This window comes from Brevibacillus nigriterrae (assembly GCF_049846925.1).
Taxonomy (GTDB): Bacteria; Bacillota; Bacilli; order Brevibacillales; family Brevibacillaceae; genus Brevibacillus_H.
Window position 1 is genome coordinate 30,865 of sequence record NZ_JBNCMT010000005.1, and the last position, 26,112, is coordinate 56,976.

A 26,112-nucleotide genomic window follows, 5' to 3' on the forward strand; every position below is an offset into this window, starting at 1 on the left:
CTTTTATTTTTCTGTAAACGGACTGTTTATTTTTCCCGTCAAAGCATCTACATAACCCGGATAGCCTACATACTGCGGGGAATAGACAAGCAAAGGAGCAGGAGCAAGCTGATTGTTGTATTCTGGCCAGGTGTAGGTGAGTCTAAGTGGATTCTCTTTAAGGAATGTTTTTGCTGCTTCATCGGCTGTGATGATGTTTTTGTTGTCAGGCAGTTTCGTTTTGAAAACATCTTGTTGCGGAACACCAAATCCGATGACATCGCCTGTAATCGCATCTACACGGACAAAGTATCTGCGTTCTTCTACCGGCACTCCATTATGCAAGCCTTGGAAGTTGAATGCATACTCGGGCGTCACATATTTTTTGGCGCTCTCTTTCGTTTCCTGGTCAACCCAATCCGGCACGATCGCTATATTTTGGGGATCATACACGAAGCTTAGCTCAAGCTCTTTTATCGAAGGATCGAGAAACTCGTTAAGGGCTGCAACGGCCTTCTTCATCGCTTCTTCTTTCGACACCTTTACTCCGTTGTTATTTTCAGGCGCCCACTCTCTTTGCAAGTTAAACGAGAGCACCTCACCCGTATCCTCCTGAACAGCGACATGAACGTAAATCATCTTTTCATAGCTCACTTCGCCTTTTTCGTTTTTAACAGGGGTGGACTGCCAAGCGTAATACTTGATCTTGCTGTTTACAGGCCCATCAATATCAGGATTCTCCGTAAAGGCAAGCCCAGACATATTCACTTGGAAGTGGTCTGCCAACAGCTTTACAATCTCTTCTTTGTTCTTGGCGATCAGCTTTTTCCCTTTGCCGTTCATTGGTGTTTTCTCAGGCTCGATCGGTGTAAAAGGAACAAAATTCGTTACCGCTTTACCGGATTTGGCGTCAATCATGAATTCCGTGGAGATAGAATACTTTAACACAGCCATGGTATCACTGGCTGAAGGATCGTAATTGAACCAATCTTTCGGGAAGAAACCATTATAGTCGAGGCGAGCTTTTGCATTTTTCAAGTACGCTTCTTCGGCTTTGGCTTTGCTAATCACATCCGTTGGTTTGGGAAACTTGGTTATATCCAAGTTATTACGACCATATGGCTCATATCCAGTTACATTCCCATGACCATCAAGAGTGATTGTAATGCCGTTATTCGCCAAAGGAATCCCATTCACCAGTCGATCGAACTGCACCAGAGATGTACGCCAGAAAGTCATGGTCCCATCCTGCTTTTTGGAGCCGATTTTATTGTGAAATACCAAATCATTTACCTGGTATTTCCCTTCTACATTGCCCCGCACCTGAGCAAGGAAGTCCTTTGCCTTTTCCTTGGCTGCTTCACTTGATACATGCTCTTCCGTTCTTTTCACGGGGTTGTCGCTATACATTCTGCGCAGTTCCCCTGTCTTGGCATCCAGCTCGACAGTAGCAAAGGCATACTCCTTGGTGTCATTGGGAGCTAGGTTTTGCGGTGCATTCGTAAAATGTAAATACCATGCATCAGGGGCATACTCGTTTCCTTTTTGGAAATTCACATGCTGCAGCTTCAATTCCTTAATATGGGGAGCAATCCCATACACCTTTTGCAATGCTTTTTGCATCTCAGGCGGGAACTGAGTTTCTTCATTGGCAGGAGGCATGCCTTGCCCTGGATTTGTATTTGCCCATACAGGTGTTGCTAATAACAGACTAGCTGCCACTACACTGAGTACTGCTCGATTCCATTTTTTCATCTATATCCCTCCGTCACTTTCTAGGTCAACGCTTCTGTTAGATTAGACGCAACGAAAGGGAATATGTTACAACACGGTCGTAACCGTGTTGATGCACGCAAGCGTGCATATCTACTTTTTATGAAAATCGTTGAGACGATTTTCACAAGATAATACGGTCGTAACCGTGTTGATGCACGCAAGCGTGCATATCTACTTTTTATGAAAATCGTCGAGACGATTTTCACAAGATAATACGGTCGTAACCGTGTTGATGCACGCAAGCCTGAGTTTACAAGCTCATTCGCAAAATTTCTTCGACATCTTCTTTTTGCAGCTTTTTGAAGTTGCCAACCGGGCCAAACAGCACAGCTTCTTCTGCCATGCGGGAAATCGATTCGTCCCCGATCTCAAATTCAGCCAGTCTGCTCGGTGCCCCAATACGGGTAAAAAACTCTCGAGTGGCAGCAATACCTGCCAAGGCAACTTCCTCATCGGTCTTGCCAGTCGGGTCAATTTCCCATACTCTCACTGCAAATTGGACAAAGCGATCAACCCGTTCTTTGTACACATAGGTCATCCAGTTCGGGAACAGAATAGCCAGCCCCGCTCCGTGTGGAATGTCATAGATCGCACTAACTTCGTGCTCAATCATATGGGACGCCCAGTCATTGTCGACTCCCAAGCTGATAAGTCCGCCATTCAATGCCATCGTACCGCACAGCATCAAGTTGGCACGTGCATCGTAGTCCTCTGGATTTTCCAGTGCTTTCGGGCCACTCTCAATTACTGTCTTCAGAATGGACTCGCAAAATCTTTCCTGCAGCGGGGTCTCCAATGTTTTGCTGAAGTATTGTTCAAATACATGCGACATCATATCAACGATTCCATTGACGGTCTGGTCACGTGGCACTGTGAAAGTCAATTCAGGATCGAGTATAGAGAACTTCGGATACGTATAAATACTGCCGAATGCACGCTTGCGGTTTTCTTCCCAATTGGTTACAACCGAGCCGCCATTCATCTCTGATCCAGTTGCTGAAAGGGTAAGAATTGTTCCCAATGGCAGAGCTGCTTTGGCTTGCGCTTTGCGCATAAACAAATCCCACACGTCACCTTCATAAGGAACCCCTGCTGCAATCGCTTTGGATGCATCAATTACACTTCCGCCCCCAACGGCAAGGATGAACTCTACTCCCTTTTCCCGACAAATCTCAATCCCTTTACGAACGGTTGAGACCCTTGGATTCGGCTCAATTCCTGACAATTCATATACTTCGGCATCTATTTGCTTTAACTGTGTCAGCACCGTATCATACAATCCAGATCGTTTAATGCTTCCTCCACCATAGACAAGCAGCACTTTTTTTCCGTACCTGGCTACCTGTGCACCGAGCTGTTTTTCAACCATTCCTTTGCCAAAAAGTATTTCCGTTGGATTCTGAAAGCGAAAATTATTCATACTGTTTCCTCCTTCAAGCTTTTACCTGTCTGGCAGGTGATTGGTTATGTAGAGATACGTACCACTCTATTATAAAGTACTGATCCTGAAAAGAAAAAAACAGCCGTTGCCCACACTTGTAACACAAGCACGGGAACGACTGATTTTATGTTCTTATAGATATCAGTATTATTTAACGATTTTTACTGCCCACATCAACCAGTGACTCAATCATCACTTTTTGGCTAGTACGCTCAATCCAATGTACCGTCTCTTCAACTTTATTGCTGTAAACCTTAATTTGTTGTTCAACTTGATTACGAGCTGTGCCACCCAATACATTACGAGCATTTACAACTGTTTCAATGGCCAATGCTTCGTAAACATCCTCTTCAATCAGCGGCGAGAACGAACGGAACTCATCCATACTGAGATCGAGAAGATATTTTTCCTGCTCAATACAGTAGAGTACAGCACGCCCAACTACTTCATGTGCCTGGCGGAATGGCAGGTCCTTGGTTACGAGATAGTCTGCCAAATCGGTCGCATTGGAGAAATCCTTTGTCACCGCTTGGCGCATCCGCTCGGTCTTCACTTGCATCGTCTCAATCATCGGAGTCAACAAGGCAAGTGCGCCATGGATCGTTGCGACTGTATCAAACATGCCTTCCTTATCCTCTTGCATGTCTTTGTTATAGGCAAGGGGTAAGCCTTTGAGTACAGTCAACATTCCGAACAGATTGCCATACACACGGCCTGTTTTCCCACGAACCAGCTCGGCGACGTCCGGGTTTTTCTTTTGCGGCATGATGCTGGAGCCTGTGCAAAACGCATCGTCGAGTTCGACAAATTGAAATTCCTGGCTGCTCCAGATGACGAGTTCTTCGCATAGACGGGATAAATGCGTCATCAATAGCGATGCAGAGCTTAAGAACTCCACGATGAAATCACGATCACTCACCGCATCCATGCTATTTTGATAGATTCCGTCAAATTGAAGCATTTCTGCTACGAATCCACGATCAATCGGGAACGTGGTTCCAGCCAGTGCACCAGCTCCAAGCGGCAGTACATTTACCCGTTTCCATCCTTCCTGCAAACGCTCCACGTCTCTTTGAAGCATGGAGACATATGCCATCAGGTGATAGCCGAAGAGCACCGGTTGTGCCCGTTGCAAGTGGGTATACCCCGGCATGACGGTATCGAGGTGTTGTTCTGCCTGCTTCAACAAGGCCTTTTGCAGATACATCGCCAATTGAATGATCTCCAGCATCTTTTCACGGAGATACAAATGCATATCCAATGCAACCTGATCATTGCGGCTTCTGCCGGTATGCAGCTTTCCTCCGACTGGACCGATCTCCTCAATCAGGAGCTTTTCAATATTCATATGGATATCTTCATGTGCGACAAGGAACGTTACTTCTCCACGTTCAATCCGTTCCTTTACTGCTTTGAGTCCAGTGATAATCTGCTTTACTTCGTCCATCGGAAGGATGCCACATTTCCCAAGCATCGCCACATGCGCCAGACTTCCTACGATATCTTGACGCCACATTTGCTGGTCAAAAGAAATAGATGCTGTATATTCCTCCACTAATTGATTGGTCGGCTTGGTAAAGCGTCCTCCCCACAGTTTCATTGCTTGATCGCATCCTTTTCATCAACAATCATGATGTTGGTTTTAAAGCCTTTTTTGAGTGCTCCATCATTTACCTGAGCGTGTACCTTGGTTGGCAGACCCCACAGTTTGATGAAGCCGATCGCCGCTTTGTGATCGAATGTATCGCCTGCATTGTACGTAGCCAACTCATGGCTGTACAAAGTAGAAGCAGATTTACGTCCTACAACAATTGCATGACCTTTGTGAAGCTTCACACGTACGACACCCGTAACATTTTCTTGCGTTTCATCAATGAAGGCTTCAAGTGCGCCACGGATTGGAGAGTACCAGAGACCCTCGTAAATTACCTGAGCCATTTTTTGCTCGATAATTGGTTTGAACTGTGCCACTTCACGTGGTTGAGTCAGGAATTCCAACTCACGGTGGGCAAGAATCAGAGTTGTTGCCGCAGGTGTTTCGTATACTTCACGAGATTTGATACCGACAAGGCGGTTTTCTACGTGATCGATACGGCCAACCCCATGGTTACCTGCAATCTTGTTCAATTTCAGGATTAATTCAGACAGTGGAAGCTCTTCCCCGTTCAGTGCGGTTGGTACACCTTTTACAAAAGTGATTTCGATTTCTTCTGGTTGTTCTGGAGCATCAGCAATTGATTTAGTCAGATCATATGCACCCTCTGGCGGAGCAGCCCATGGATCTTCCAACACGCCGCACTCGCAGCTTCTTCCCCACAGGTTTTGGTCAATACTGTAAGGATTGTCGAGGTCAATTGGTACAGGGATGCCGTGCTCGGAAGCGTATTTAATCTCTTCATCACGAGTCCAGCCCCATTCACGAACTGGTGCTACAATTTTAAGATTCGGATCTAATGCTGTGAATGAAACGTCAAAACGTACTTGGTCGTTCCCTTTTCCTGTGCAACCGTGTGCGACTGCGACTGCTCCTTCTTTCTCAGCGATCTCTACGAGTACACGAGAGATCAGATAACGGGACAGCGCTGATACAAGCGGATATTTGCCTTCATACATTGCGTTGGATTTTAATGCTGGCAATACGAACTCTTGTGCAAAGGTTTCTTTGGCGTCAACCACGATGGATTTTAACGCCCCTACTTGCAAAGCTTTCTTCTGTACGAAATCAAGGTCCTTGCCTTCACCTACATCAAGTGCTACTGCGATTACGTCATAGTTATATGTTTCTTGCAACCATTTAATTGCGACAGAAGTATCCAAGCCTCCGGAATATGCCAAAACGATTTTTTCTTTTGCCATGATATTCGTCTCTCCCCATTCATTGCGTTGTATGTGAGTAATTATACAAACGTATAAATAAAAATACAATAACTAAAATAAATAAAAGACAAACATTCAAAAAGTGTTTGTCTTTTGACTTATCAGATTATTCCTGAATGACTTACGCCCCTTATCGAGGACGCAAGCCATTCATTAAAATATCTGCAGTTAACTCTATATGTTTTTCCCTTCCCTCGTCATCAAACTGCTCAGGAGCAATAATATAGCGGTGAATGACGATTCCAATCATTTGAGAAAAGATCACTCGGAAAATGACATCAACGGGTAAGGGACGAAGTTCACCCAGCTCGATTTTCCGTTCAATTACTTTCCCAATAATTTGCTGTGCTTGCTTGAAAAACGTCTGGATAATAGCTTCACGAATTTCGTCATGGAAGAAGGCTTCCTGCAGCAGTATTCTTGCGTGGTTGACGCTGTGTTCCACGAGCTCTAACCGATTTCGATAAAGAGCCTTTACTACCTCTTCAAAGTGTTGCTCTTCTGCAAACTCGAATATCCGCCTTACATCTTTCAGGACAAAGGGTGCAGCAAATTTAATGATAAGCGGAGCGACTGTGGCAATGAGAATATCTTTTTTCGATTTATAATGACGAAAAATCGTTCCCTCGGCCACGCCCGCTTCCTTGGCAATTTCACTCGTAGAAGTAGCATGAAAACCTTTGCTGGCAAAGAGTTTGATAGAGGCGCTTAATATATTCCTTTGCTTCTCAGTCATATCATCTTCATCTTTTAATTCTTCAAGAAACCGCTGCAGGCTCTCTTCAAACGACTGATCGGACATCCTGTAGCTCCTTTCTAATTAGATCTTGGAATTAATCGATCTTTTTGCGGAATTTTAATATAACTACTGTGCAAATCAAGAAGAAAATCGCAGACATGCCGAGTGTCTCCTGCCAGAGTGCTGTAAGGTCAACCCCTTTGAGAAAGATCCCCCGCAAGATCTCCAGGAAATACGTAAGCGGGATAATGCCTCCAAGCCATTGGATGACCATCGGCATGGTCTCCCGTGGAAACATGAATCCTGACAACAGGACACTTGGCAAAATAAGCGCAAAAGCGATTTGCATGGCTTGCAACTGTGTTTTGGCAACCGTCGATATGAAAACTCCGAGTGTCAGTGTTGTCACAAGGAATAAAAGCGACAAGCAAAATAGTAAGACGAGACTCCCCTTGACTGGAACACCGAACCAGCTCGTTCCTATTAATAGTACGATACTAAAGGAGAACAAGCCAATCAGAACGTATGGCGTAATTTTGCCAAGAATTAACTCAACCGGTCGAATCGGGGTAACGATCAACTGTTCCATTGTACCTCTTTCTTTTTCTCGAACCAAAGAAAATGCGGTTAATGTCATCGTTACATTTTGCATAATCAAGCCAATTAGTGCCGGAACGTTGAAGACGATACTTTTCATATTGGGATTGAACAATACTCTGGCTTCGGCAATGAGCGGTGCTTCGATTTTATCAATTCCTTGTTTCTGCAAATAACCTTCTTGTGTGGTAATCGATTCATTTTGAATAATCAGTTGAGCATTATTCGCTGCTGTTCTTGCATTATTCGGGTCGGAGCCATCAATTAGCAACTGAATTTTTGCCTGCTGATGATTGTCTCTGTGATTGTCAAAATCAGGCGGGATCACAACACCAACGCCAATTTCTCCATTATTTATCATTCTCTCAAGTTCCTGATAACTTGCTGCATAAGTGGCAATCTGAAAAATCTCCGTGTTTTCCAGCTTCTGTACAATTTCCCGACTTGCCTTGGAGTTGCTTTGATCCCAAACCGCTGTCTGTATATGTTCAACGTCCGTATTGACTGCGTAACCAAATAGAAACAACAGCATGATCGGCATGACAATCGCTATTGCTAAGCTTGGTTTGTCCCGTTTGATCTGGATGATCTCTTTTTTCACGATTGCTCGATAACGAGAAAAGGAGAGGCGCTTCATGATAGTTTTCCTCCCTCTTTGTGTGCAGACCCTTCCGCATCATGCACCAACTGAATGAATACATCTTCCAATGTCGGCACACCCATTTCTTCCATCAACTGCTTCGGAGTTCCTTGGGTCAGGAGATTCCCATAAAAGATGAATCCGATATGATCGCAAGTAGATGCCTCATCCATGTAATGTGTACTCACCAGCACCGTAATTCCTTGTTTCGCCAATTCGTGGATTACTTCCCAGAAAATCCGTCTCGAAACCGGGTCTACTCCAGCAGTCGGTTCATCGAGAATCAAGAGTTCCGGTTGGTGCAACAGGGCACACGAGAGCGCCAGTCTCTGCTTCCATCCACCAGAAAGCGAACCCGCAAGTTGCTTCTCCCGTCCTGTCAAGCCTGCCATCTCTATCAATTCCTGCTTTCGCTGCCTTAATTGCTGTCCTGTAATCCCGTAAATTCCGGCATAAAACTCAAGATTCTCTTCTACCGTCAAATCTTCATAGAGGCTAAACTTCTGTGACATATAGCCAATTCGTTGTTTAATCTCTTCACTGTCTTTGTTTACATCAAACCCCAAAACAGTTCCCGTTCCCGAGGTAGGAACCAGTAACCCGCACAGCATCCGAATCGTCGTAGATTTTCCTGAACCGTTTGGGCCAAGAAAGCCATAGATGGCACCCTTGGGGATAGAGATTGTCAGGTTGTTTACGGCCACTCGATCCTGAAACTTTTTCGTAAGGTTTTGGCAAGATATAGCGAAGGTCATGGTGTAACCACCTCTTGCAGATACACATCTGCAGGCATCCCTGGCTTAACTTTATCCAGCCCATCCTGAAGTTGGATTTTCACTGCAAATACCATTTTGGTTCGCTCGTCCTTGGTTTGAATATTTCTAGGGGTAAACTCGGCCTTCTCTGAAATGGAAGTAATTTTTCCCGTAAACTGTTCGTTTGGGTAGGCATCAACCTGGATTTTGACGAGGTTGCCGACTTTCACCAGTCCTAGCTCTGCTTCCGGTATATACATGGTTACATTCAGCTTATCCTGTTTCATCATCGTAAAAAGGACAGCACCCTGCTTGGCGATCTCACCTTCTGTGATGTTCTTGCGCAGAACAATCCCGTTTTCCGGTATGCGAATATTGGTTTTATTGAGTTGGAGTCTCGCTTGCTCCAGTTTGGCGACCGCTTGCTGTTGATTCGCTAATAAAGCTTTCATCGTATAATCGGTGCTGCCTTCTCGCAACAAGTCCAGTTCTGACAAAGCACTTTTGGATTGAGCCAGCCTTGACTCGGTGTCAGCGGAGATTGCTTCAACTTCGCTCTCGGCACTTACTACCTGCATTCGTGCGCCATCCGCCTGAGCCGTCAAGCGATTGACAACCGTCTGTGCCTGATTGACAGCCTCTTGTCCTGCTTCGAAATCCTTTTTGGACACGGCTCCACTTTGATAAAGACTGGTCATTTCACGAAGTCTGGTCTGGTGATATGCCAATGTACGCTTTCCACCCGCTAAGTCAGCTTCTGCTTGGGTCAGTTGTTCTTTTGCCCGTGCCAGATTGGCGGTAGCTTGCCGTTTGCGTGCTTCAGCAGAAACTACGTTGGCATTCGCCTGTTCTACCGCAGCAGCCGCTTTCTCGATCATCTGATTCCGGTTGCCTGCCTTAGCTTCGTCTACCTTCACGGTGGCAAAGGCAAGAACAGCCTGTGCCTCTCTCAAAGAGATTTGATAGCTTTGATCGTCAATCGTTGCTACGACTTGATCCTTGGCTACCACGGAACCTTCGTCCGTGAACGTCCCTGTTACTTTTCCACTGACTTCGGCAACAATTGGCAATTCATCTGCTTCAATTGTGCCAGAATAAGGAGTTCTGTCATTCCCTTGCCAGGAACAGGCTGACAAAAGTAAACAGATGATCGCTACTATGAAAGAATGAATTCGCTTTGGATTCACAAAAAACACCTCGTTTTTTATAAAAGTGAGTAATCACTCGCTTAATTTGATTATGTACGAAGACAAGCCAAAAATGCAACAGAGAAATTTGAGAAACTTGAAATGGAACGGTAGAATATACCTGGATTGCCAGTACCGTTACTCTGTAGAAGGAGGTATGAACATGGGAGATTCACAGATCAAATCAACAAGAGGTCTTGAATTGCTCGCAAAAGTAAGAGAAATCTGTACGAGTTTTCCTGAGGTAGAAGAGAAGATTGATTTGTTTGGACATACCTCTTTTCGCATCAAAGACAAGCCTTTCGTCATGATGGGAGAAAAAGCGGAATCATCGTCGATTTCAATTAAAACTTCAAAGGAAACGCAGGAAATTCTCCTGCAGCAAGGAAACAAATTTTCCAAAACGCCCTACATTGGGCATCACGGCTGGGTCTCACTACGTAATACCGATTCTATAGATTGGGCAGAGGCTGAAGGACTGATGAAAGAGGGATTTTTGCGGACAGCTCCAAAGAAACTGGTAAAGCAAATCATAGGAGAATAAAAAAAGAAGCATCCGCACAGATGAGATAACCCATTGTACGGATGCTTCCGTTTATTTTTTAGCGATACGGCACCTTCGGAACATACTGCTCACCCTTTACTCGGCCAATCCATTCCAACTCCGCACGAGCAAGCACCTCGAAATTCTCCGCAATGTGAGAATCCCCTTGTTTGCGCCATCCGTCCAGTATGGGATACAACTTGGAGTACACTCCATTGATGTACCACATATCAAACAAAAGGTCTGGATGTACCAGATGGTTCTTATACAGCGTCCCGATCATCTCGAAAAATCCGTACAACGTAACAAGATGTTGGTAACCTTCACTTCCACGTGGATAGGTGGTGATGAATTCCTCGTACGTCGTGGCATCCAATTCCTGGCTAAACCATTTCTTCACTTCTCGTAGTCGGTCTGATTCGTACGTATCATACAGACGAAGGATGATTTCAGCGTCCTGATAGGTTGGAATTCCTTTGATCATGGTCATTCACCCCTTACGTATTGATTAACAATGGTTAATGCAACGGATTCGGGCGTTGCCAGCTTGCCTTCTTCCTTAAAAGCAACAAATCGTTGATAATCAGGAAAGTGCACATCACTCGCACTGCGAATGTTCTCTTGCATTTGCGTATCCATGATTCCCGGATTCACATTGACCACTTGAACATTCGGATTGTCTTTGAACTGATCGGCCAGCACATTGAAAAACATCTCATTTCCCGCCTTGGCTGCGCAGTACAAAGCCCAGCCGCCTTTCAGCCGTACTGCTGCACCAGACGAAATATTCAGCACCGTTATTTTCATCCGGGACAACTGTGGCAGGGAAAACAAACGATTGGTCAAGAGTTGTGCCGCTGTCGTGTTCACCTGGATATGCTCAATCAGCTGCTCTTCCGGAAGTTCACCAATTGCACCAATTGGCCCCACAACGGCGGCATTATTGATAAAAACAAGCTCATCGATGGACGGATCGGCAAGAAGCTTGCTCAAATCCTCAACAGTAGGCAACGTGGATAGTTCTCGCAAATCTGATTCAACAAGAATGATTCGATCTTTTTCTTCGATTGAACGTGTGATTTGTTCAGGCAGAAATCTTCTGGCAATCGCAATGAAATACCCCGCTTCATCAGCAAGCAAATCAAAAAATGCTTTTCCAAGACCACTTGAAGTCCCTGTTACGATTACTGCTCTCACCTGTATTCCTCCCTACACATTACTTACTGGTAACATTCTCCAAACAAAGCAAAAACCCCTCTTTCGGAAAATGAAAGAGAGGTTCTATCATTACATCACTGCTGCCATGATGGCCTTTTGCGCATGGAGGCGATTTTCTGCCTGATCGAAAACAACGGAATTCTTTCCGTCAATGACTCCTGCCGTTACTTCTTCCCCACGGTGAGCAGGCAAGCAATGCATGAAAATATAATCTTTCTTTGCAAGTGCTACGAGTTCTTCGTTAATTTGATAGTCGGCAAATGCTTGTAATCTCGTTTCATTTTCCTCTTCGAAGCCCATGGATGTCCATACGTCTGTGTAAAGGACGTCAGCCTGTTGAACTGCTTCTTTCGGGTCGTTCGTGATCACAAATTGGGAACCACTTGCCTTGGCGTATTGGGTTGCCGTAAGCACGATATCTTCACTTAACTCGTAGCCTGGCGGTGTAGCCACACTTACATCCATACCTAACAGCACGGCGGCAAAGATGAGGGAATTGGCCACGTTATTTCCATCACCGATGTAGGCCAGTTTCACGCCTTTCAGCTTTCCTTTATGCTCAAGGATCGTCATCACATCAGCGAGGGCCTGACACGGATGGAACTTGTCATCGAGTCCGTTAATGATCGGGATCGAAGCGTATTTCGCCAGCTCTTGAACATCCTCATGGGAATACGTGCGAATCATGATAGCATCTACATAGCGGGACAATACTTGAGCGGTATCACTGATCGGCTCTCCCCGACCAAGCTGCAACTCTTTCCCGCTTAAGAACATCCCCATGCCACCAAGCTGATACATTCCCACTTCAAAGGAGACACGTGTGCGAGTAGACGATTTATCAAAGATCATTCCTAGAGTTTTACCAGCCAGCGGTTGAAAGTTCTGACCGTTTTTCTGCATGGTCTTCATTTGGATAGCGGATTGAAGCAATAGCTGTAACTCCTGTGGGGAGAATTCGTCGATACGCAGGACGTCCTTCCCTTTACAATGGGATAACAGACTGTTTGGATAAAGTTCTAATGTCTTCGCAGGCATCATGCCCTTCACGCTCCTTTTTGGCAAAAGCTTGTAAGTATAATGCGAATGTCTCGATCGCTGTCATTAACGGAATTCCTTTTTGTACGGCAGTGCTGCGCAAGTGGAATCCTTTGCGCCCCTGGCGATTCCCTTTGGTTGCTGTAATCAAGGCGAGCGCCACTTTTTGTTGAAGCTGCAGCTCGATGAATTCTTTCTCTTCGGATACAACGGTGACTTGTTTTGCACCATTCTCAAGCAATAATTTTGCGGTACCTTCTGTGGCTGCAAAGGCAACCCCTTTTTCAGCCAAAGCTGCAATCTTTGATACAAACGGAAGCTTATCCTGATCTGCCAATGATACGAATACAACGTCATTTGCCTGTAACAAAGGATAACTAGCATCTTTATAGCGGAATGCTTTGGCTGCTGCTTCCTCAAGCGTGCGTCCCAGACCAAGAATTTCTCCGGTTGATTTCATCTCAGGGCCCAACACAGGGTCGACACCGTTTAATTTGATCGTGGAGAATACCGGCGCTTTGACCACGGTAAATGGAATGTCAGGCAATAGCCCTGTTCCATAACCCATTTCTGCGAGGCTTTGCCCGAGTTGAGCACGTACCGCCAATTCAACCATCGGGACGCCCGTCACTTTGCTCGTGATAGGAACCGTCCGTGATGCACGAGGGTTTACTTCTAAAACATAAATCGTACCTTCTTCGCCGATGACGAATTGAATGTTAATTAAGCCTACTGCCTTGATTTTGGAGGCAATCTTTTTCGTATATTCCGTGAGTGTCATCTGTTGTGCTGCTGTAAGTCCTGGTGCCGGGAAGATGGCGATACTGTCTCCTGAGTGGATACCTGCTTTCTCCACGTGCTGGAAGATGCCTGGGATCAGCACATCGGTTCCATCACAAATCGCATCCACTTCCACTTCCATCCCCGGAATGTATTTATCGACAAGCAATGGGAAGAAGTTCGCTTCTTGTTTTAGCGAAAGCCAGCCTTGGACTGCTGCTGACAATTCCTCTGCATCGTAGACAACGTTCATCCCTTGACCGCCGATGACATAGGAAGGGCGCAGAAGAACGGGGTAGCCAATTTTTTCTGCCACTTGCAGCGACTCCTCAATGGACGAAACACCTTCACCAGGAATATGCGGAATATCAAGCTCCCGAAGCATCTGATAAAACAACTCCCGATCCTCTACCCGATCGATTTCCGAAAGGGCAGTTCCCAGCACAGGTACACCCGCTTGAGCTAGTGGTGCTGCCAGGTTAATCGCTGTTTGACCACCAAATTGAACCATCACGCCTTCTACCTGTTCCCGCTCCACCACATGGAGGACATCCTCAACCGTCAAAGGCTCAAAGTACAGATGATCGGCCGTCTCATAATCAGTACTGACTGTCTCCGGATTGTTATTAACCACAATGGATACAATCCCGTTGGCTTGCAATGCCTTTGCCGCATGAACAGAGCAATAGTCAAATTCCACACCTTGACCAATGCGGATCGGGCCAGAGCCAAGAACAAGAATTTTTTTGCCTTCTTGCTCTTCCACTTCATCGATTCCTTGCCAGCTTGAGTAATAGTACGGCGTCTGTGCGTCAAACTCTGCAGCGCAAGTATCAACGATCTTGTATCGTGGCGTAATCTCGTTTTCTTTTCGCATGTCCCGAACCTGATCGATACTTGCACCAATCAGTTCGGCAATCGTTTTATCCGTAAAACCACGGTGCTTAGCTTCCTGCAACAACTCGGCAGTTAGCTCACTATAGCCTGCATTTTGCAATTGCTGTTCAATTCCAATAATTTTGGCGATGCTGCGAATAAAGAAGGGATCAATTCCCGTCGCCTGATGCAATTCGGTCTCTGTCATTCCACGTCTTAGCACTTCTGCGAGCGCAAACAGGCGAATATCCGTTGCATTTGACAAAGCTTGCTGTAATTCTTCATCGCTTAATGCCGCCACATCTGCTCGATACAAATGGGTATAGCCCAACTCGAGGGAACGAACCGCCTTTAATAGCCCTGCTTCCAAATTTCGCGCAATCGACATGACTTCGCCAGTCGCCTTCATCTGTGTTCCAAGCAAACGATCTGCCAATGGGAACTTATCGAACGGCCATCGAGGGATTTTAACAACCACATAGTCCAGCGCGGGCTCAAAGCTCGCATAGGTGTAGCCGGTAATTGGGTTCATAACTTCATCAAGGCAATAGCCCAAGGCAAGCTTCGCTGCAATCCGTGCAATCGGGTAGCCTGTCGCTTTGGAAGCAAGCGCACTGGAACGGCTCACACGAGGATTTACCTCAATCAAGACATAGCGATCAGAAAGTGGGTCGAGTGCAAATTGAATATTGCAACCGCCGACTACCCCCAGTTCCCTAATGACTTTGGTTGAAACACTGCGCAGCATCTGATACTGACGATCCGTTAAGGTTTGGGATGGAGCAACTACAATACTATCCCCTGTATGAATGCCAACCGGATCGAGATTCTCCATATTACAAACGATAATGCACGTATCGTCGTGATCACGCATCACTTCGTACTCGATTTCCTTCCAGCCTTTCACACTGCGTTCGATCAACACCTGATTGATTGGGCTCGCAGCAAGACCACGCTGGGCTACAGCGAGTAAGCTATCCTCATCCTCGGCAATGCCGCCACCTGCTCCACCAAGTGTATAAGCAGGGCGTACAATCACCGGAAAGCTAATTTTTTTGGCAAAAGCTAATGCATCCTCCACCGATTCTACGGTGTCGCTTTCTGGCACAGGCTCGCCGATTTGCTGCATCAAAGCTTTGAACAGCTCACGATCCTCACCATTCTGAATGGTTGCGAGCGGCGTACCAAGTAATTCCACCTGATATTTTTCCAATACACCCGCTTCTGCAAGGGAAACTGCCAGATTCAGTCCTGTTTGGCCTCCCAGCGTGGGCAAAATTCCATCTGGTCTTTCTTTTGCGATAATACTGGTGAGTGATTCTACGGTGAGTGGTTCCATATATACCTTATCCGCCATCTGCTCATCGGTCATGATCGTAGCGGGGTTATTATTCACAAGAACGACTTCTACTCCTTCCTCTTTCAAGGAAAGACATGCCTGTGCTCCGGCATAATCAAATTCGGCTGCTTGCCCGATAACAATGGGTCCTGAGCCAATCACCAGCACTTTCTTGATGTGCTGCAACTTAGGCATAGTGCTTCGCTCCTATCACGTTCATTGACTGGATAAATTGCTGGAAAATGTGTGAAGTGTCGTCTGGACCGGGATGCGCCTCCGGATGGAACTGTACACTCATAATGGGATAGTACAGATGTTTCAGCCCTTCTACTGACCCATCATTTACATTCTTGTATGTGATAGCCACCTGGCGTTTATCAATTGTATCTTCCTTGACAACATAACCGTGGTTCTGGGAAGTCATGTATACCTTGCCGGTTGTCAAATCTTTCACCGGATGGTTACTTCCCCGATGCCCGTATGGGAGACGTCCTGTTTTGGCACCAAACATGAGGGCAAGCAATTGATGGCCCAGGCAAATTCCCAATGTTGGATAGCTTTCGGCAATTTTGCGCCATTCTGCACAGTAAGCCAAAAGCTCAGTAGGATCACCAGGCCCATTGGAGAAAACGACTCCATCTGGTTGCAAACCTCGGATCTCGGCGGCTGTTGTATCAAAAGGAACGACCGTCACACGGCATCCCAGTTCTTTCAATGATTCCAAAATGGATTGCTTCATGCCTAAATCCACAAGCACTACGTGTTCCCCAGTTCCAGGGTAGGAAGTGATTTCCTTGTTGGAGACCTCAGAGACAAACTTCCTCATCGCATGCTTCTCATAATAGGATGCTACCTCATCTTGGGACAGTGGCTTATCGGCAATGACCCCGAAAACATTTCCGTTCACCCGAACCATCTTGGTGATGGCTCTCGTATCGATGCCTGCAAGGATGGGGAAGCCAAAGGATTCGGCAACCTCGGCAAGCGAGTGACTGGCTCGGAAATGACTCGGCTCTTCACATAGTTCACTGACGACCATGCCGGACAATGCGGGCTTCAGTGCTTCATAATCGGTTTCATTTATACCGTAGTTGCCGATTAACGGGTATGTGAATGTAACGATCTGCCCCGCAAAGGATGGATCAGTCATTACTTCCTGATATCCGGTCATTCCTGTATGAAAAACCACTTCCCCGATCCCGGTTAATGGTGCTCCGTATAAACGACCTACAAACACCTCTCCACTAATCAGCGTCAAATATCCGGTTCCATGGGACTTGGTATCCTTTTTCAAAACAGCCATCTCCTCTCTCCGTGTTGCCTACCCATTGTATATTTTTGGTGGTTACCGTATTCTTATTCGTTCTTGTGAATTATTATACATACACGTTAATAAAAATGCAACGGCGTTTTTACCGTTGCATACATCTTGTTTTAATCCTGTTGGAAAGCCTGACGCAATACATCTGCCATATGCGAAATCTCTTTTTCTGTCGTAATAAAGGATGGTAGCAAGCGAATAACATTGGGCCCTGCCTGTAGGAGAATGATACCTTCTTCTCTAGCATAAGAGAGCAGCTCCACAACAGGCTGCTTGCATTCAAGTCCAAGCAATAGACCTTTGCCTCGAACCTCTTTTACGTGTGTCGGAAATTCCGCTACGATTTGGTTTAACTCCGTAAGCAGCACTTCATGTAAATAATTTACTCGATCCAAAAGGTTCTCTTGTTCGATTGCTTCGATCGTAGCCAACCCTGCTGTCATAGCGAGTGGATTCCCACCAAATGTCGTACCGTGGGTGCCAGGTGAAAATGCTTCTGCCACTTTTTCCTTTGCCAGTACGGCTCCAACCGGAAAACCGCTTCCCAAACCTTTGGCAAGTGATACAATATCCGGAACGATGTCATACTGCTGAAAAGCAAACCAGGTTCCTGTCCGTCCAATTCCCGTCTGTACCTCGTCTACAATCAACAAAATCCCCTGTTCATCGCACAGCTTTCGGAGTTCCTTCACCCAAGCGGGATCTGCCGGGCGTACTCCACCTTCTCCCTGCACAAGCTCCAGCATTATGGCACAAGTTTGATCTGTAATGGCATCCTTTAGCTTTGTGAGATCATTATAAGGAACCGTAATAAACCCCTCTGGCAATGGAGCAAAACCATCCTTCACCTTGTCTTGGCCTGTGGCAGTTAACGTAGCCAGTGTTCTGCCGTGGAAAGACTGTTCAAATGTAATGACTTGATATTTTCCTTCTCCTGTTACTTTTTGCGAGTACCTTCTTGCCAGTTTGATGGCCCCTTCATTCGCTTCCGCACCGCTATTGCAAAAGAAGGCTTTATCCAGCCCCGAAATCTCTGCCAGTTTGGTGGCTAATTGTTCTTGCAGCGGATGTTGAAAAAGATTGGAGCTATGCCAAAGGGTATCGATTTGCTCGTGTAGCCGTTTGGCAACACCAGGAGGAACGTGTCCTAGCGATGTCACGGCAATTCCAGAACTAAAGTCCAAATACACGTTTCCTTGGTCATCCCAGACTGTATTTCCCTGTCCTTTAACGATGGTAAGTGGCCATCTAGCATAGTTATTCATTAAATTGCATGAATTTGCAACTGTTTGCATAATCCCAACAACTCCCTTTCAACTAACACTATCCTCTATATTCTATCCTTGACGCGCTATCCTCTACTCTCTACTCACTAGCAAATCATTGTCCCTACTTGACCGCCTTGAAAAGCATGGATCAGGTCTTCATTTGTTCCCTTGCAGATAACAACCTGACTTACACCTGCCTGCAGCGCATCCAGAGCTGATTGAACCTTGGGGATCATTCCTCCATAAATCACTTCACTTGCTATCATTTCCTTCACTTCATCAGAAGTTACTTTGCTTGCGAGTACTTTCGATCCATCTGCTTGTGGCACCAAAATTCCTGGCACATCGGTAATCATCAGCAGTTTTTCTGCCTGTAGTGCTGCGGCAATCGAACCTGCAGCGACATCTGCATTGATATTAAAAACTTGCTTGCCGTCTTCTGACACACCCAATGGGGCGACGACCGGAATATATCCCTGCTCCACCAGATTGATCAGTACATCGGCTTGCACCTCAACAATTTCCCCTACAAGTCCAAGTGGTCGTTCGGTTTGTTTTGCCTTGATCAGTCCTGCGTCCACTCCGGTCATCCCCCAAGCTTTTGCAGAAGCCTGTAATAAACGACGCACCAGAAGTTTATTGATGCTCCCTCCCAAAACCATCTCAACGACATTCATCGTCTGCTCACAGGTGAAACGCAAACCATCCACAAAGCGTGCCTGAATCCCTTGCTTTTCCAAAACGGCATTTATTGCTGGACCTCCACCGTGCACAATCACAATTTTCTTGCCTTGTTGCTGCAAGTCTGACAATGTATCGAAAAAAGAAGGAGGAAGTTGCTCCATCGTGCTACCACCGCATTTGATGACAATAATTGATGACATTTTCTTTTCACACCCCCACTTACGGAAAAACAGGAGCCATCGAAAGCCCAGTCGTTTCCTTTAGCCCAAACATCGTATTCATATTCTGAACAGCCTGACCAGCCGCTCCTTTGACTACATTGTCAATCACGCTAATGATTATTACACGACCCGTACGCTTGTCGAGATGAATAGCGATATCACAGAAATTGGAGCCATACACATCCTTCGTTCGAGGATGGCTACCCAACGTTCTCATTCGGACAAACGGTTTCTCCGCATAAGTTTCTTCATACAGCTTTTGTATATCGGTTTCCGTTACTGCTTCAGACAATGTAGCATAGGCCGTAACCAGAATTCCTCTCGTCATCGGAATCAGATGGGGAGTGAACTGTATCATTGTTTCCTGCCCTGTTTGCAAAGCCAGTTCCTGTTCGATTTCAGGTGTATGTTGATGGACACCAATTTTATAGGCAGACAGGTTTTCATTTACTTCACTGAAGTGAACACCCAGGGATACACCTCTGCCTGCTCCTGAGACGCCTGATTTCGCATCGATGATCCAACTGGCGGGATCAACCCAGCCTGACTTGGCTAAAGGCAATAAGCCAAGCAAAGTTGCTGTCGGATAACACCCTGGATTGGCAATCAACTGTGCATTTGCTATTTTCTCTGTGTTCCACTCATGCAGACCAAACACCGCCTGCTGCAATAGTGCTTCATCAGCAGGCTCTTTTTTGTACCATTGTTTATATACCGAAGCAGATCGAAGTCTGAAATCACCTGACAAATCGATTACTTTGACTTGATGTGACAGCAGTTTCGGTGTCAATTCCGCACTGACACCTGCAGGAGTTGCCAAGAAGATGACGTCATTATGTGCGGCTATGTCCCCCGCATCGATCTTCTCCAGATTCGGTACGGCTAACCCTTGTACGTGTGGAAAAAGGGAAGCCAGTGCTGCCCCTTCCGTTGAGCTGGAGTACAATCGACTAATCTCGGCCTCAGGATGGTTTAACAAAATACGGATTAACTCTACTCCACTATATCCAGTAGCACCTACAATTCCGGCACGCAGCATCTCTTCTCTCCTCTTTCTGTATTTTTATACATAAATAATAATAAAAATTCAAACAAAAAACAACCACTCTCACAAGGAAAGTGGTTGTCTATAACAGGTATTTACAAATCAAATTACTTCTTCTCAGCTAACCAAGCTGCAAGGTTGTCAGCGTCAGCGCCTTGAACAAGTCCTGCAGGCATGCCGCCACCTTTACCATTTTTCAAGATCTCAGCGATTTGGTCCTTGCTCAAACGAGCACCAATGTCAGAAAGCTTAGGTCCTACTTGTCCTGCCATGTCAACACCGTGACATCCAGCACAGGATTGTTTGTAAGTACCTTCCGCTTTAGCTGTGTCAACTCCTGCTCCAGTAGATGGTGCAGTCGCTGCTGGTGGTTGAGTAGCAGGTTGTTGTGCTGGTGGTTGAGCTTGGTTTCCTCCTCCACATGCGGTTAATACAAGAGCCACTGCTCCAGCCAACATAAATGGTGCAAAACGTTTCATTATATTCCCTCCTGAGGTTCATCGTGAGAAAAGCTATGTATAACTCCTCTTTCCACTGTGAAAAGAGGAGGCTTTTCCTTAACTTAGACTCTACTAGCTTTCCACAAAAAAAGCTGTGACAATCATCTGCAAAATGGAAAAAGTAGTGATTAACTAAGCGGGAATTCCAATGGACTCCATTCACGCAATTCCAGTGTGCGAGCACCAGAAGTAACGGCTGGGTCAGCTTGTGCTAACAACTTCGCCTCTTCCAGTGAATCAGCCTTATAAATGACCATTCCTCCACGTTTGTCCGTGTAAGGACCAGCCATTACTACTTTGCCTTCCAAAAACAGCTTGTTAATGTAGTCTAAATGAGCAGGACGCTCTTTGGCATTTAAATCAGGATCAATAATGGGTAACATCGCAACGTATAGCATGTCCATCCTCCTAGAGCCAACAAATGAAGTACGTGGCTACTATTCCTTGGAAAAGTATACCACGCCTAATAAATAAGATTCCGTGACGAATATGTGAAGAAAATGTGAACTTGCCTTTATCCTAAGATAAAGGCAAACACGATCCCCGGTCCATGAACCCCGATAGTCAAGTCATTCTCAATGTCTGCCGATCGACTTGGGCCAGTAATAAAGTGAATACCTGCTGGCATGCCGTTTCCGTTCCATTTATGAATTTCTGTCATTACTTCACCCATACGCGTCCGAATATCTTCTGCACGGATAATCGCCATAAACGCAGTTGGCAACAGACTCAGTGAGCGACCTTTGTCCGGTCCAGATGTCACCACTACTGTCCCCGTATGAGCGATAGCAAAATCAACTACCGTGATACCAATATCAGCGCCTGCCGCTTTTTCAAGCAAATCAACTGGACTGTCTTTTTTCCAAACAGTCATATCAACGCCTTCAAGCGCAGCATCGACTCCGAGTTCCTCGAGGAAAGGATGGTTGGCACGAATGAGATTGCGTGCAGACATACTGGTAGCGATACCTTTCATATGCTCAACCAGCTCTTCCTTGGTTGCGAAGCGCTTTGCATCGCCCCCCATTGCCTGCCAGTTCTTCATGAACAGTTCGATCCGTTCTTCCTCGGAAAGATGGTAGGACTTCCAGAAATCCGGAACACCTCTTACCGGTTGAACAGGTTTTTCCGTTATTCTTTGTCTGCCCAAACGGTTTGCTATATGTTGAAAGAATGCCTCTTCTTTTGCTTTCGACAGTCGATCTAATTCATCTATAATCTCCTTACCCTTGTTCGCATTCATTATTTGTTCCTCCGTTTAGCCACGATATCTTCCATTCGTTTTTTCATTTCAGGTGACATAGCCTTCATCTCACGCTGGATGTCGTGATCCAACGCTTTCCAAGAATCCCGGAATGATTTTTGCGCCAAGGAAGGTGCAAAACGATAACGATTCCATCCTTTTAGTGGACCAATTTGAGACTTGATCATTCCGTTCGTCACAAGTGGCATTTGTCCAATTCGCCCAAGCTTGATTGCCCGTCCATATAACTTATGATTGGAAGTAACCATTTTAAATGCCTTCATACCAAGCTTTTCGGATCCTTTTACCACATCCGCCTCAACATTGCGACGACGAATGTACACCAGCATATCATGCAAAGGAATCTTCACAGGGCAAGCTTCCCAGCAAGCGCCGCAAAGACTGGATGCATTGGCTACTTCGCCCCATTTGTCGATATCTTCATTTAAACGAGGAGTAAGCACCGCTCCGATTGGCCCGCTGTACACCCAACCATATGCGTGACCACCCACATGGCGATATACAGGACAAGCATTCAGACATGCTCCACAACGGATGCAATTGAGAACCTCCTGGAACTCAGGATCACCCAACTGTCTAGAACGGCCATTATCAATAATGATGATATGCATATCTTCTGGACCGTCAGAATCCTGTTCACGACGTGGTCCATTGATTGCAGACATATATACAGTAAGTTTTTGTCCTGTTGCAGAACGCGGCAATAAGGTAGCCATTGTCTCCAGGTCTTCCCAAGATGGAATGATACGCTCCATACCCATCATTGTAATCTGGGTTTTCGGCACAGTACTAACCATACGGCCATTACCTTCATTGGAGAAAATTACCATAGAGCCAGATTCAGCAATGGCAAAGTTACAGCCAGTCATCCCAATATCTGCTTCGAGAAATTTCTCGCGAAGTTTGGAACGAGCAAAACCGGCAAGAATTTGTGTATCAGCAGGAAGTTGTCTACCTGCTTCCGCAGAGAACAATTCTGCCACTTGCTGTTTGTTTTTGTGGATCGCTGGAATGATGATGTGAGACGGTGTTTCACCCGCTAACTGAATGATGTACTCGCCAAGGTCCGTCTCCACTACTTCAATTTTGCTTTCTTCAAAGAACTTGTTTATATGAACTTCTTCCGAAACCATGGACTTGGACTTTACAACAGACTTTGCTTCTTTGGCTGCCGCAATTTTCATTGTGATTTCTACAGCTTCTTCTGCCGTTGAAGCAAAGTGTACGTGACCACCTGCTGCTCTAACATTGTTCACAAACATGGATAGATAATAATCCAGGTGAGCAATGGTATGCAGGCGGATGTCACGTCCACGAGTACGCCAATCTTCCCAGTTCCCTAATTCTTCAGAAGCATTTTTCTTACCACTGCGTAATTTTTCGGTTGTAAAACGAACAGCGCTTCGCAGAAAGTCGTCATTTAAGGCAACTCTTGCTCGTTCTTCCAATGGAATCGTTGGTTCAAATCCACTCATACGCCTTGTTTCACCCCTTCATACAAAACCTCAATCAAGTGCATGACACGAACTGGTTTACCCGCATGGCTCATACGACCACCAATGTTCATCAAGCACCCCATATCTAATCCACAGAGTACTTCTGCTTCTGTTTCCATGACGTGTTGCACTTTTTCAGATACCATAGCCCCTGAGATATCTGGCAATTTTACAGCAAATGTACCACCGAAGCCACAGCAATCTTCAGCAAATGGAAGTGGAACAAACTCCAAACCTTTGATATTTTTCAAAAGCGTATATGGTTCATCCTTGATACCTAACATGCGAGTACCGTGACAGGATGGATGATACGTAACACGATGCGGGAAGTATGCTCCCAAATCAGTAACGCCCAGTACTTGCACAAGGAATTGAGTGAATTCGTATGATTTCTCTTTTAACTCAATTGCCTTCTTCAACATAACTGGGTCGTCCTTAAACAAGATTGGGTAGTGATGGTGAATCATCGCCACACAAGAACCAGACGGAGAAACAACAAAATCGCTATCCTCGAATGATTCGATTAGCGTTTTGGCGCCTTCTTTGGCAGCATCCCAGTACCCACTGTTGAACGCTGGTTGACCACAGCACGTTTGTGTCTCTGGGAAAGATAACTCTACTCCATAACGACCGAGGATACGTACCATTGCCTCGCCTACCTTGGGGTAGATGGCGTCGGAGAGACATGTAATAAATAAAGATACTTTCATTCTGGTAACCTCCACTTCCATCTTTTCCTAACCTGATGATATACAACAAACTAAGAGGGAGAACGTCGGGCGGACTATTGAAAGTCTGTTGCCGGCGTCCTCCCTAATGGGACAGTATAGTTTTATTTATTTACGAAATCCTATGGTAGTGTCCAAGGAATTACGTAAGCTTGCAAGTAGGTGAAGATACCGATAATTGTACCAAAGAAGAGTGAGTGTTTCACTGTGAAACGGAACAAGTCAGACTCCTTACCTGCCAAGCCTACAGATGCGCAAGCAACCGCAATGGATTGTGGTGAAATCATCTTACCGGTTACACCACCAGTAGAGTTCGCAGCTACGAGCAATCCGTCATCTACACCGATTTGATTCGCAGTAACCTGTTGCAAGTTGGAGAACAATGCGTTACTGGACGTGTCAGAACCAGTCAAGAATACTCCCAACCATCCAAGGAATGGAGAGAAGAACGGGAACAAAGCACCTGAACCAGCGAGTAACAGACCGAGAGTTGCAGATTGACCAGAGTAGTTAGCGATGTAAGCAAAGCCAAGTACTAATCCGATTGTAGCAATAGGCCATTTCAATTCAACAATCGTTTCTTTGAAAGTTGAAAGGAAAGTACCGAAGTTCATGCGCAACATTACCATGGAGATCAAAGCTGCGATCAGGATAGCTGTACCTGTTGCAGCGATAAAATCAAGCTTAAATTCAGCAGCATAAGGAGTTACTTTGTTAACAATAGGTTCTGCTTTTTGTACTACTTTATGAAGACCAGGGACTTGGATAACGATTGTAGTTGCTTTTAAAAGTGCTTTTACAGCAGGCAAGCTCCATACAGTTACTACTGCAGTCAGGATTAAGAATGGAGACCAAGCCTTGAAGATTTGTCCAGCAGTGTAGCTCTTATCAACTTTAATTGTTTGTTGTTGTCCTTCAAAACGGAAAATGCGTTTTGGTTTCCAAACTCTCAAGAACAATGCAAGAGCGAGCAAGCTTGCAAGTGCTGATGTAATGTCAGGAAGCTCAGGACCAATGAAGTTAGCAGTGAAGAATTGAGTGATAGCGAAAGCTCCACCTGCTACCAATAAAGCTGGCCATGTTTCTTTCACGCCACGGAACCCGTCCATGATGAATACCAACCAGAAAGGAACGAACAAGGAAAGGAATGGTAACTGGCGACCAGCAATCGCACCGATTTCGAATGGATCAATTCCTGTGATCTGACCAGCAGTTGTAATCGGAATACCCATCGCACCGAAAGCTACTGGAGCCGTATTTGCGATCAAACAGAGACCTGCCGCATAAAGCGGGTTAAAACCTAAACCTACCAAGAGACCTGCAGTGATGGCAACTGGAGCACCAAAACCTGCAGCACCCTCAAGGAATGCACCGAAAGAAAAACCGACAAGAATCATTTGAAGACGTTGGTCTTCAGTAAGGGAGATAACGGACGAACGAATAATATCGAACTGACCAGTTTTAACAGTGATTTTGTAAAGCAAGACAGCGGTTACAATGATCCAGGCGATAGGCCATATACCGTATGCAAAACCGTAAACGGTTGCAGCCAAGGCTAAGTTAACTGGCATTTTGTAAACAAAAATAGAAACTAATACAGCAAGTACTACTGTAATTGCGCCAGCCGTATATCCTTTCATGCGGAATACAGCGAGAGCCACGAAGAAGAAGATAATTGGGATAAGTGCAGCGAAAGAAGACGCCAAAATACTCCCTAGCGGCTCATAGACCTGAGTCCATGTCATAACAACACCTCTTTTTATCATTTTTTTGATTTGAATCTATCGTTAGCTGAAAAA

Annotated in this window: 23 protein-coding genes; 1 reads left to right on the forward strand and 22 read right to left on the reverse strand. The window is 45.6% G+C overall.

The genetic code is table 11. The features are described from left to right. Window positions 1-3: 3 nt before the first annotated feature. The 8 genes from ACPW7N_RS05125 to ACPW7N_RS05160 form a co-directional block, all read right to left on the reverse strand. Window positions 4-1,734, reverse strand: coding sequence for a YcdB/YcdC domain-containing protein (locus ACPW7N_RS05125; protein ID WP_425649949.1), 1,731 nt, complete (start codon window positions 1,732-1,734; stop codon window positions 4-6). 271 nt (window positions 1,735-2,005) lie between these two features. Beyond that, window positions 2,006-3,175, reverse strand: coding sequence for an iron-containing alcohol dehydrogenase (locus ACPW7N_RS05130; RefSeq protein WP_425649950.1), 1,170 nt, complete (start codon window positions 3,173-3,175; stop codon window positions 2,006-2,008). Between the two features lie 172 nt (window positions 3,176-3,347). After that, on the reverse strand, window positions 3,348-4,796 hold the full coding sequence (gene argH / locus ACPW7N_RS05135) for an argininosuccinate lyase (protein ID WP_425649951.1): 1,449 nt from the start codon (window positions 4,794-4,796) through the stop codon (window positions 3,348-3,350). Then, window positions 4,793-6,052, reverse strand: coding sequence for an argininosuccinate synthase (locus tag ACPW7N_RS05140; protein WP_425649952.1), 1,260 nt, complete (start codon window positions 6,050-6,052; stop codon window positions 4,793-4,795). Before ACPW7N_RS05140 ends, argH begins: the two co-directional genes overlap by 4 nt. A gap of 151 nt (window positions 6,053-6,203) precedes the next feature. Then, window positions 6,204-6,875 (reverse strand): TetR/AcrR family transcriptional regulator, encoded by a 672-nt coding sequence (locus tag ACPW7N_RS05145; RefSeq protein ID WP_425649953.1) that lies wholly within the window; start codon window positions 6,873-6,875, stop codon window positions 6,204-6,206. A gap of 31 nt (window positions 6,876-6,906) precedes the next feature. Beyond that, window positions 6,907-8,046: an ABC transporter permease gene (locus ACPW7N_RS05150; RefSeq protein ID WP_425649954.1), complete on the reverse strand. Its 1,140-nt coding sequence runs from the start codon at window positions 8,044-8,046 to the stop codon at window positions 6,907-6,909. Beyond that, window positions 8,043-8,804: an ABC transporter ATP-binding protein gene (locus ACPW7N_RS05155; protein ID WP_425649955.1), complete on the reverse strand. Its 762-nt coding sequence runs from the start codon at window positions 8,802-8,804 to the stop codon at window positions 8,043-8,045. Before ACPW7N_RS05155 ends, ACPW7N_RS05150 begins: the two co-directional genes overlap by 4 nt. Beyond that, the gene (locus tag ACPW7N_RS05160) at window positions 8,801-9,991 is read right to left on the reverse strand and encodes an HlyD family secretion protein (protein ID WP_425649956.1); all 1,191 of its coding nucleotides are present in this window, start codon (window positions 9,989-9,991) and stop codon (window positions 8,801-8,803) included. Before ACPW7N_RS05160 ends, ACPW7N_RS05155 begins: the two co-directional genes overlap by 4 nt. A gap of 163 nt (window positions 9,992-10,154) precedes the next feature. On the opposite strand from ACPW7N_RS05160, the gene ACPW7N_RS05165 reads away from it, so the two are divergent. After that, window positions 10,155-10,535: an MmcQ/YjbR family DNA-binding protein gene (locus ACPW7N_RS05165; protein ID WP_425649957.1), complete on the forward strand. Its 381-nt coding sequence runs from the start codon at window positions 10,155-10,157 to the stop codon at window positions 10,533-10,535. 58 nt (window positions 10,536-10,593) lie between these two features. On the opposite strand, the gene ACPW7N_RS05170 is transcribed toward ACPW7N_RS05165, so the two are convergent. From ACPW7N_RS05170 to ACPW7N_RS05235, 14 genes are all read right to left on the reverse strand, one after another. Next, window positions 10,594-11,019, reverse strand: a complete 426-nt coding sequence (locus ACPW7N_RS05170) for a DUF4760 domain-containing protein (RefSeq protein WP_425649958.1) — start codon at window positions 11,017-11,019, stop codon at window positions 10,594-10,596. A gap of 2 nt (window positions 11,020-11,021) precedes the next feature. Beyond that, window positions 11,022-11,732 carry an SDR family NAD(P)-dependent oxidoreductase gene (locus tag ACPW7N_RS05175; RefSeq protein ID WP_425649959.1) on the reverse strand — a complete coding sequence of 237 codons (711 nt, stop codon included), beginning with the start codon at window positions 11,730-11,732 and terminating at the stop codon, window positions 11,022-11,024. 90 nt (window positions 11,733-11,822) lie between these two features. Then, window positions 11,823-12,794 (reverse strand): ornithine carbamoyltransferase, encoded by a 972-nt coding sequence (gene argF, locus ACPW7N_RS05180; RefSeq protein WP_425649960.1) that lies wholly within the window; start codon window positions 12,792-12,794, stop codon window positions 11,823-11,825. Next, window positions 12,739-15,981 (reverse strand): carbamoyl-phosphate synthase (glutamine-hydrolyzing) large subunit, encoded by a 3,243-nt coding sequence (gene carB, locus ACPW7N_RS05185; RefSeq protein WP_425649961.1) that lies wholly within the window; start codon window positions 15,979-15,981, stop codon window positions 12,739-12,741. The genes argF and carB overlap by 56 nt, the downstream gene beginning before the upstream one ends. Next, window positions 15,974-17,089 carry a carbamoyl phosphate synthase small subunit gene (locus ACPW7N_RS05190; RefSeq protein ID WP_425649962.1) on the reverse strand — a complete coding sequence of 372 codons (1,116 nt, stop codon included), beginning with the start codon at window positions 17,087-17,089 and terminating at the stop codon, window positions 15,974-15,976. Before ACPW7N_RS05190 ends, carB begins: the two co-directional genes overlap by 8 nt. Window positions 17,090-17,220: 131 nt before the next feature. Continuing rightward, window positions 17,221-18,402, reverse strand: a complete 1,182-nt coding sequence (locus tag ACPW7N_RS05195; protein ID WP_425649963.1) for an aspartate aminotransferase family protein — start codon at window positions 18,400-18,402, stop codon at window positions 17,221-17,223. 77 nt (window positions 18,403-18,479) lie between these two features. Next, window positions 18,480-19,259 (reverse strand): acetylglutamate kinase, encoded by a 780-nt coding sequence (gene argB / locus ACPW7N_RS05200; RefSeq protein ID WP_425649964.1) that lies wholly within the window; start codon window positions 19,257-19,259, stop codon window positions 18,480-18,482. A 19-nt stretch (window positions 19,260-19,278) separates the two neighbouring features. Further along, window positions 19,279-20,319 carry an N-acetyl-gamma-glutamyl-phosphate reductase gene (gene argC / locus ACPW7N_RS05205; RefSeq protein ID WP_425649965.1) on the reverse strand — a complete coding sequence of 347 codons (1,041 nt, stop codon included), beginning with the start codon at window positions 20,317-20,319 and terminating at the stop codon, window positions 19,279-19,281. A gap of 113 nt (window positions 20,320-20,432) precedes the next feature. Beyond that, the gene (locus tag ACPW7N_RS05210; protein WP_425649966.1) at window positions 20,433-20,804 is read right to left on the reverse strand and encodes a c-type cytochrome; all 372 of its coding nucleotides are present in this window, start codon (window positions 20,802-20,804) and stop codon (window positions 20,433-20,435) included. 149 nt (window positions 20,805-20,953) lie between these two features. Next, window positions 20,954-21,223 carry a YciI family protein gene (locus tag ACPW7N_RS05215; RefSeq protein WP_425649967.1) on the reverse strand — a complete coding sequence of 90 codons (270 nt, stop codon included), beginning with the start codon at window positions 21,221-21,223 and terminating at the stop codon, window positions 20,954-20,956. Window positions 21,224-21,339: 116 nt separating this feature from the next. Further along, window positions 21,340-22,068, reverse strand: a complete 729-nt coding sequence (locus ACPW7N_RS05220; protein WP_425649968.1) for a LutC/YkgG family protein — start codon at window positions 22,066-22,068, stop codon at window positions 21,340-21,342. Next, window positions 22,068-23,564: a LutB/LldF family L-lactate oxidation iron-sulfur protein gene (locus ACPW7N_RS05225; RefSeq protein ID WP_425649969.1), complete on the reverse strand. Its 1,497-nt coding sequence runs from the start codon at window positions 23,562-23,564 to the stop codon at window positions 22,068-22,070. The genes ACPW7N_RS05220 and ACPW7N_RS05225 overlap by 1 nt, the downstream gene beginning before the upstream one ends. Then, window positions 23,561-24,295, reverse strand: coding sequence for a (Fe-S)-binding protein (locus tag ACPW7N_RS05230; protein ID WP_425649970.1), 735 nt, complete (start codon window positions 24,293-24,295; stop codon window positions 23,561-23,563). Before ACPW7N_RS05230 ends, ACPW7N_RS05225 begins: the two co-directional genes overlap by 4 nt. Window positions 24,296-24,435: 140 nt before the next feature. Continuing rightward, complete coding sequence (locus ACPW7N_RS05235; protein WP_425649971.1) at window positions 24,436-26,079, reverse strand: lactate permease LctP family transporter; 1,644 nt, start codon at window positions 26,077-26,079, stop codon at window positions 24,436-24,438. Window positions 26,080-26,112: the final 33 nt, after the last annotated feature.

Coding starts and splice junctions, on each gene's coding strand:
- argH (WP_425649951.1), bottom strand. CDS start 4,796: ATGAAACTGTGGGGAGGACGCTTTACCAAGCCGACCAATCAATTAGTG.
- ACPW7N_RS05195 (WP_425649963.1), bottom strand. CDS start 18,402: ATGCAAACAGTTGCAAATTCATGCAATTTAATGAATAACTATGCTAGA.
- argC (WP_425649965.1), bottom strand. CDS start 20,319: ATGCTGCGTGCCGGAATTGTAGGTGCTACTGGATATAGTGGAGTAGAG.
- ACPW7N_RS05140 (WP_425649952.1), bottom strand. CDS start 6,052: ATGGCAAAAGAAAAAATCGTTTTGGCATATTCCGGAGGCTTGGATACT.
- argB (WP_425649964.1), bottom strand. CDS start 19,259: ATGTCATCAATTATTGTCATCAAATGCGGTGGTAGCACGATGGAGCAA.
- ACPW7N_RS05210 (WP_425649966.1), bottom strand. CDS start 20,804: ATGAAACGTTTTGCACCATTTATGTTGGCTGGAGCAGTGGCTCTTGTA.
- ACPW7N_RS05150 (WP_425649954.1), bottom strand. CDS start 8,046: ATGAAGCGCCTCTCCTTTTCTCGTTATCGAGCAATCGTGAAAAAAGAG.
- ACPW7N_RS05235 (WP_425649971.1), bottom strand. CDS start 26,079: ATGATAAAAAGAGGTGTTGTTATGACATGGACTCAGGTCTATGAGCCG.
- ACPW7N_RS05190 (WP_425649962.1), bottom strand. CDS start 17,089: ATGGCTGTTTTGAAAAAGGATACCAAGTCCCATGGAACCGGATATTTG.
- ACPW7N_RS05130 (WP_425649950.1), bottom strand. CDS start 3,175: ATGAATAATTTTCGCTTTCAGAATCCAACGGAAATACTTTTTGGCAAA.
- ACPW7N_RS05155 (WP_425649955.1), bottom strand. CDS start 8,804: ATGACCTTCGCTATATCTTGCCAAAACCTTACGAAAAAGTTTCAGGAT.
- ACPW7N_RS05170 (WP_425649958.1), bottom strand. CDS start 11,019: ATGATCAAAGGAATTCCAACCTATCAGGACGCTGAAATCATCCTTCGT.
- ACPW7N_RS05145 (WP_425649953.1), bottom strand. CDS start 6,875: ATGTCCGATCAGTCGTTTGAAGAGAGCCTGCAGCGGTTTCTTGAAGAA.
- ACPW7N_RS05165 (WP_425649957.1), top strand. CDS start 10,155: ATGGGAGATTCACAGATCAAATCAACAAGAGGTCTTGAATTGCTCGCA.
- ACPW7N_RS05125 (WP_425649949.1), bottom strand. CDS start 1,734: ATGAAAAAATGGAATCGAGCAGTACTCAGTGTAGTGGCAGCTAGTCTG.
- argF (WP_425649960.1), bottom strand. CDS start 12,794: ATGATGCCTGCGAAGACATTAGAACTTTATCCAAACAGTCTGTTATCC.
- ACPW7N_RS05215 (WP_425649967.1), bottom strand. CDS start 21,223: ATGCTATACGTTGCGATGTTACCCATTATTGATCCTGATTTAAATGCC.
- carB (WP_425649961.1), bottom strand. CDS start 15,981: ATGCCTAAGTTGCAGCACATCAAGAAAGTGCTGGTGATTGGCTCAGGA.
- ACPW7N_RS05225 (WP_425649969.1), bottom strand. CDS start 23,564: ATGAGTGGATTTGAACCAACGATTCCATTGGAAGAACGAGCAAGAGTT.
- ACPW7N_RS05230 (WP_425649970.1), bottom strand. CDS start 24,295: ATGAAAGTATCTTTATTTATTACATGTCTCTCCGACGCCATCTACCCC.
- ACPW7N_RS05220 (WP_425649968.1), bottom strand. CDS start 22,068: ATGAATGCGAACAAGGGTAAGGAGATTATAGATGAATTAGATCGACTG.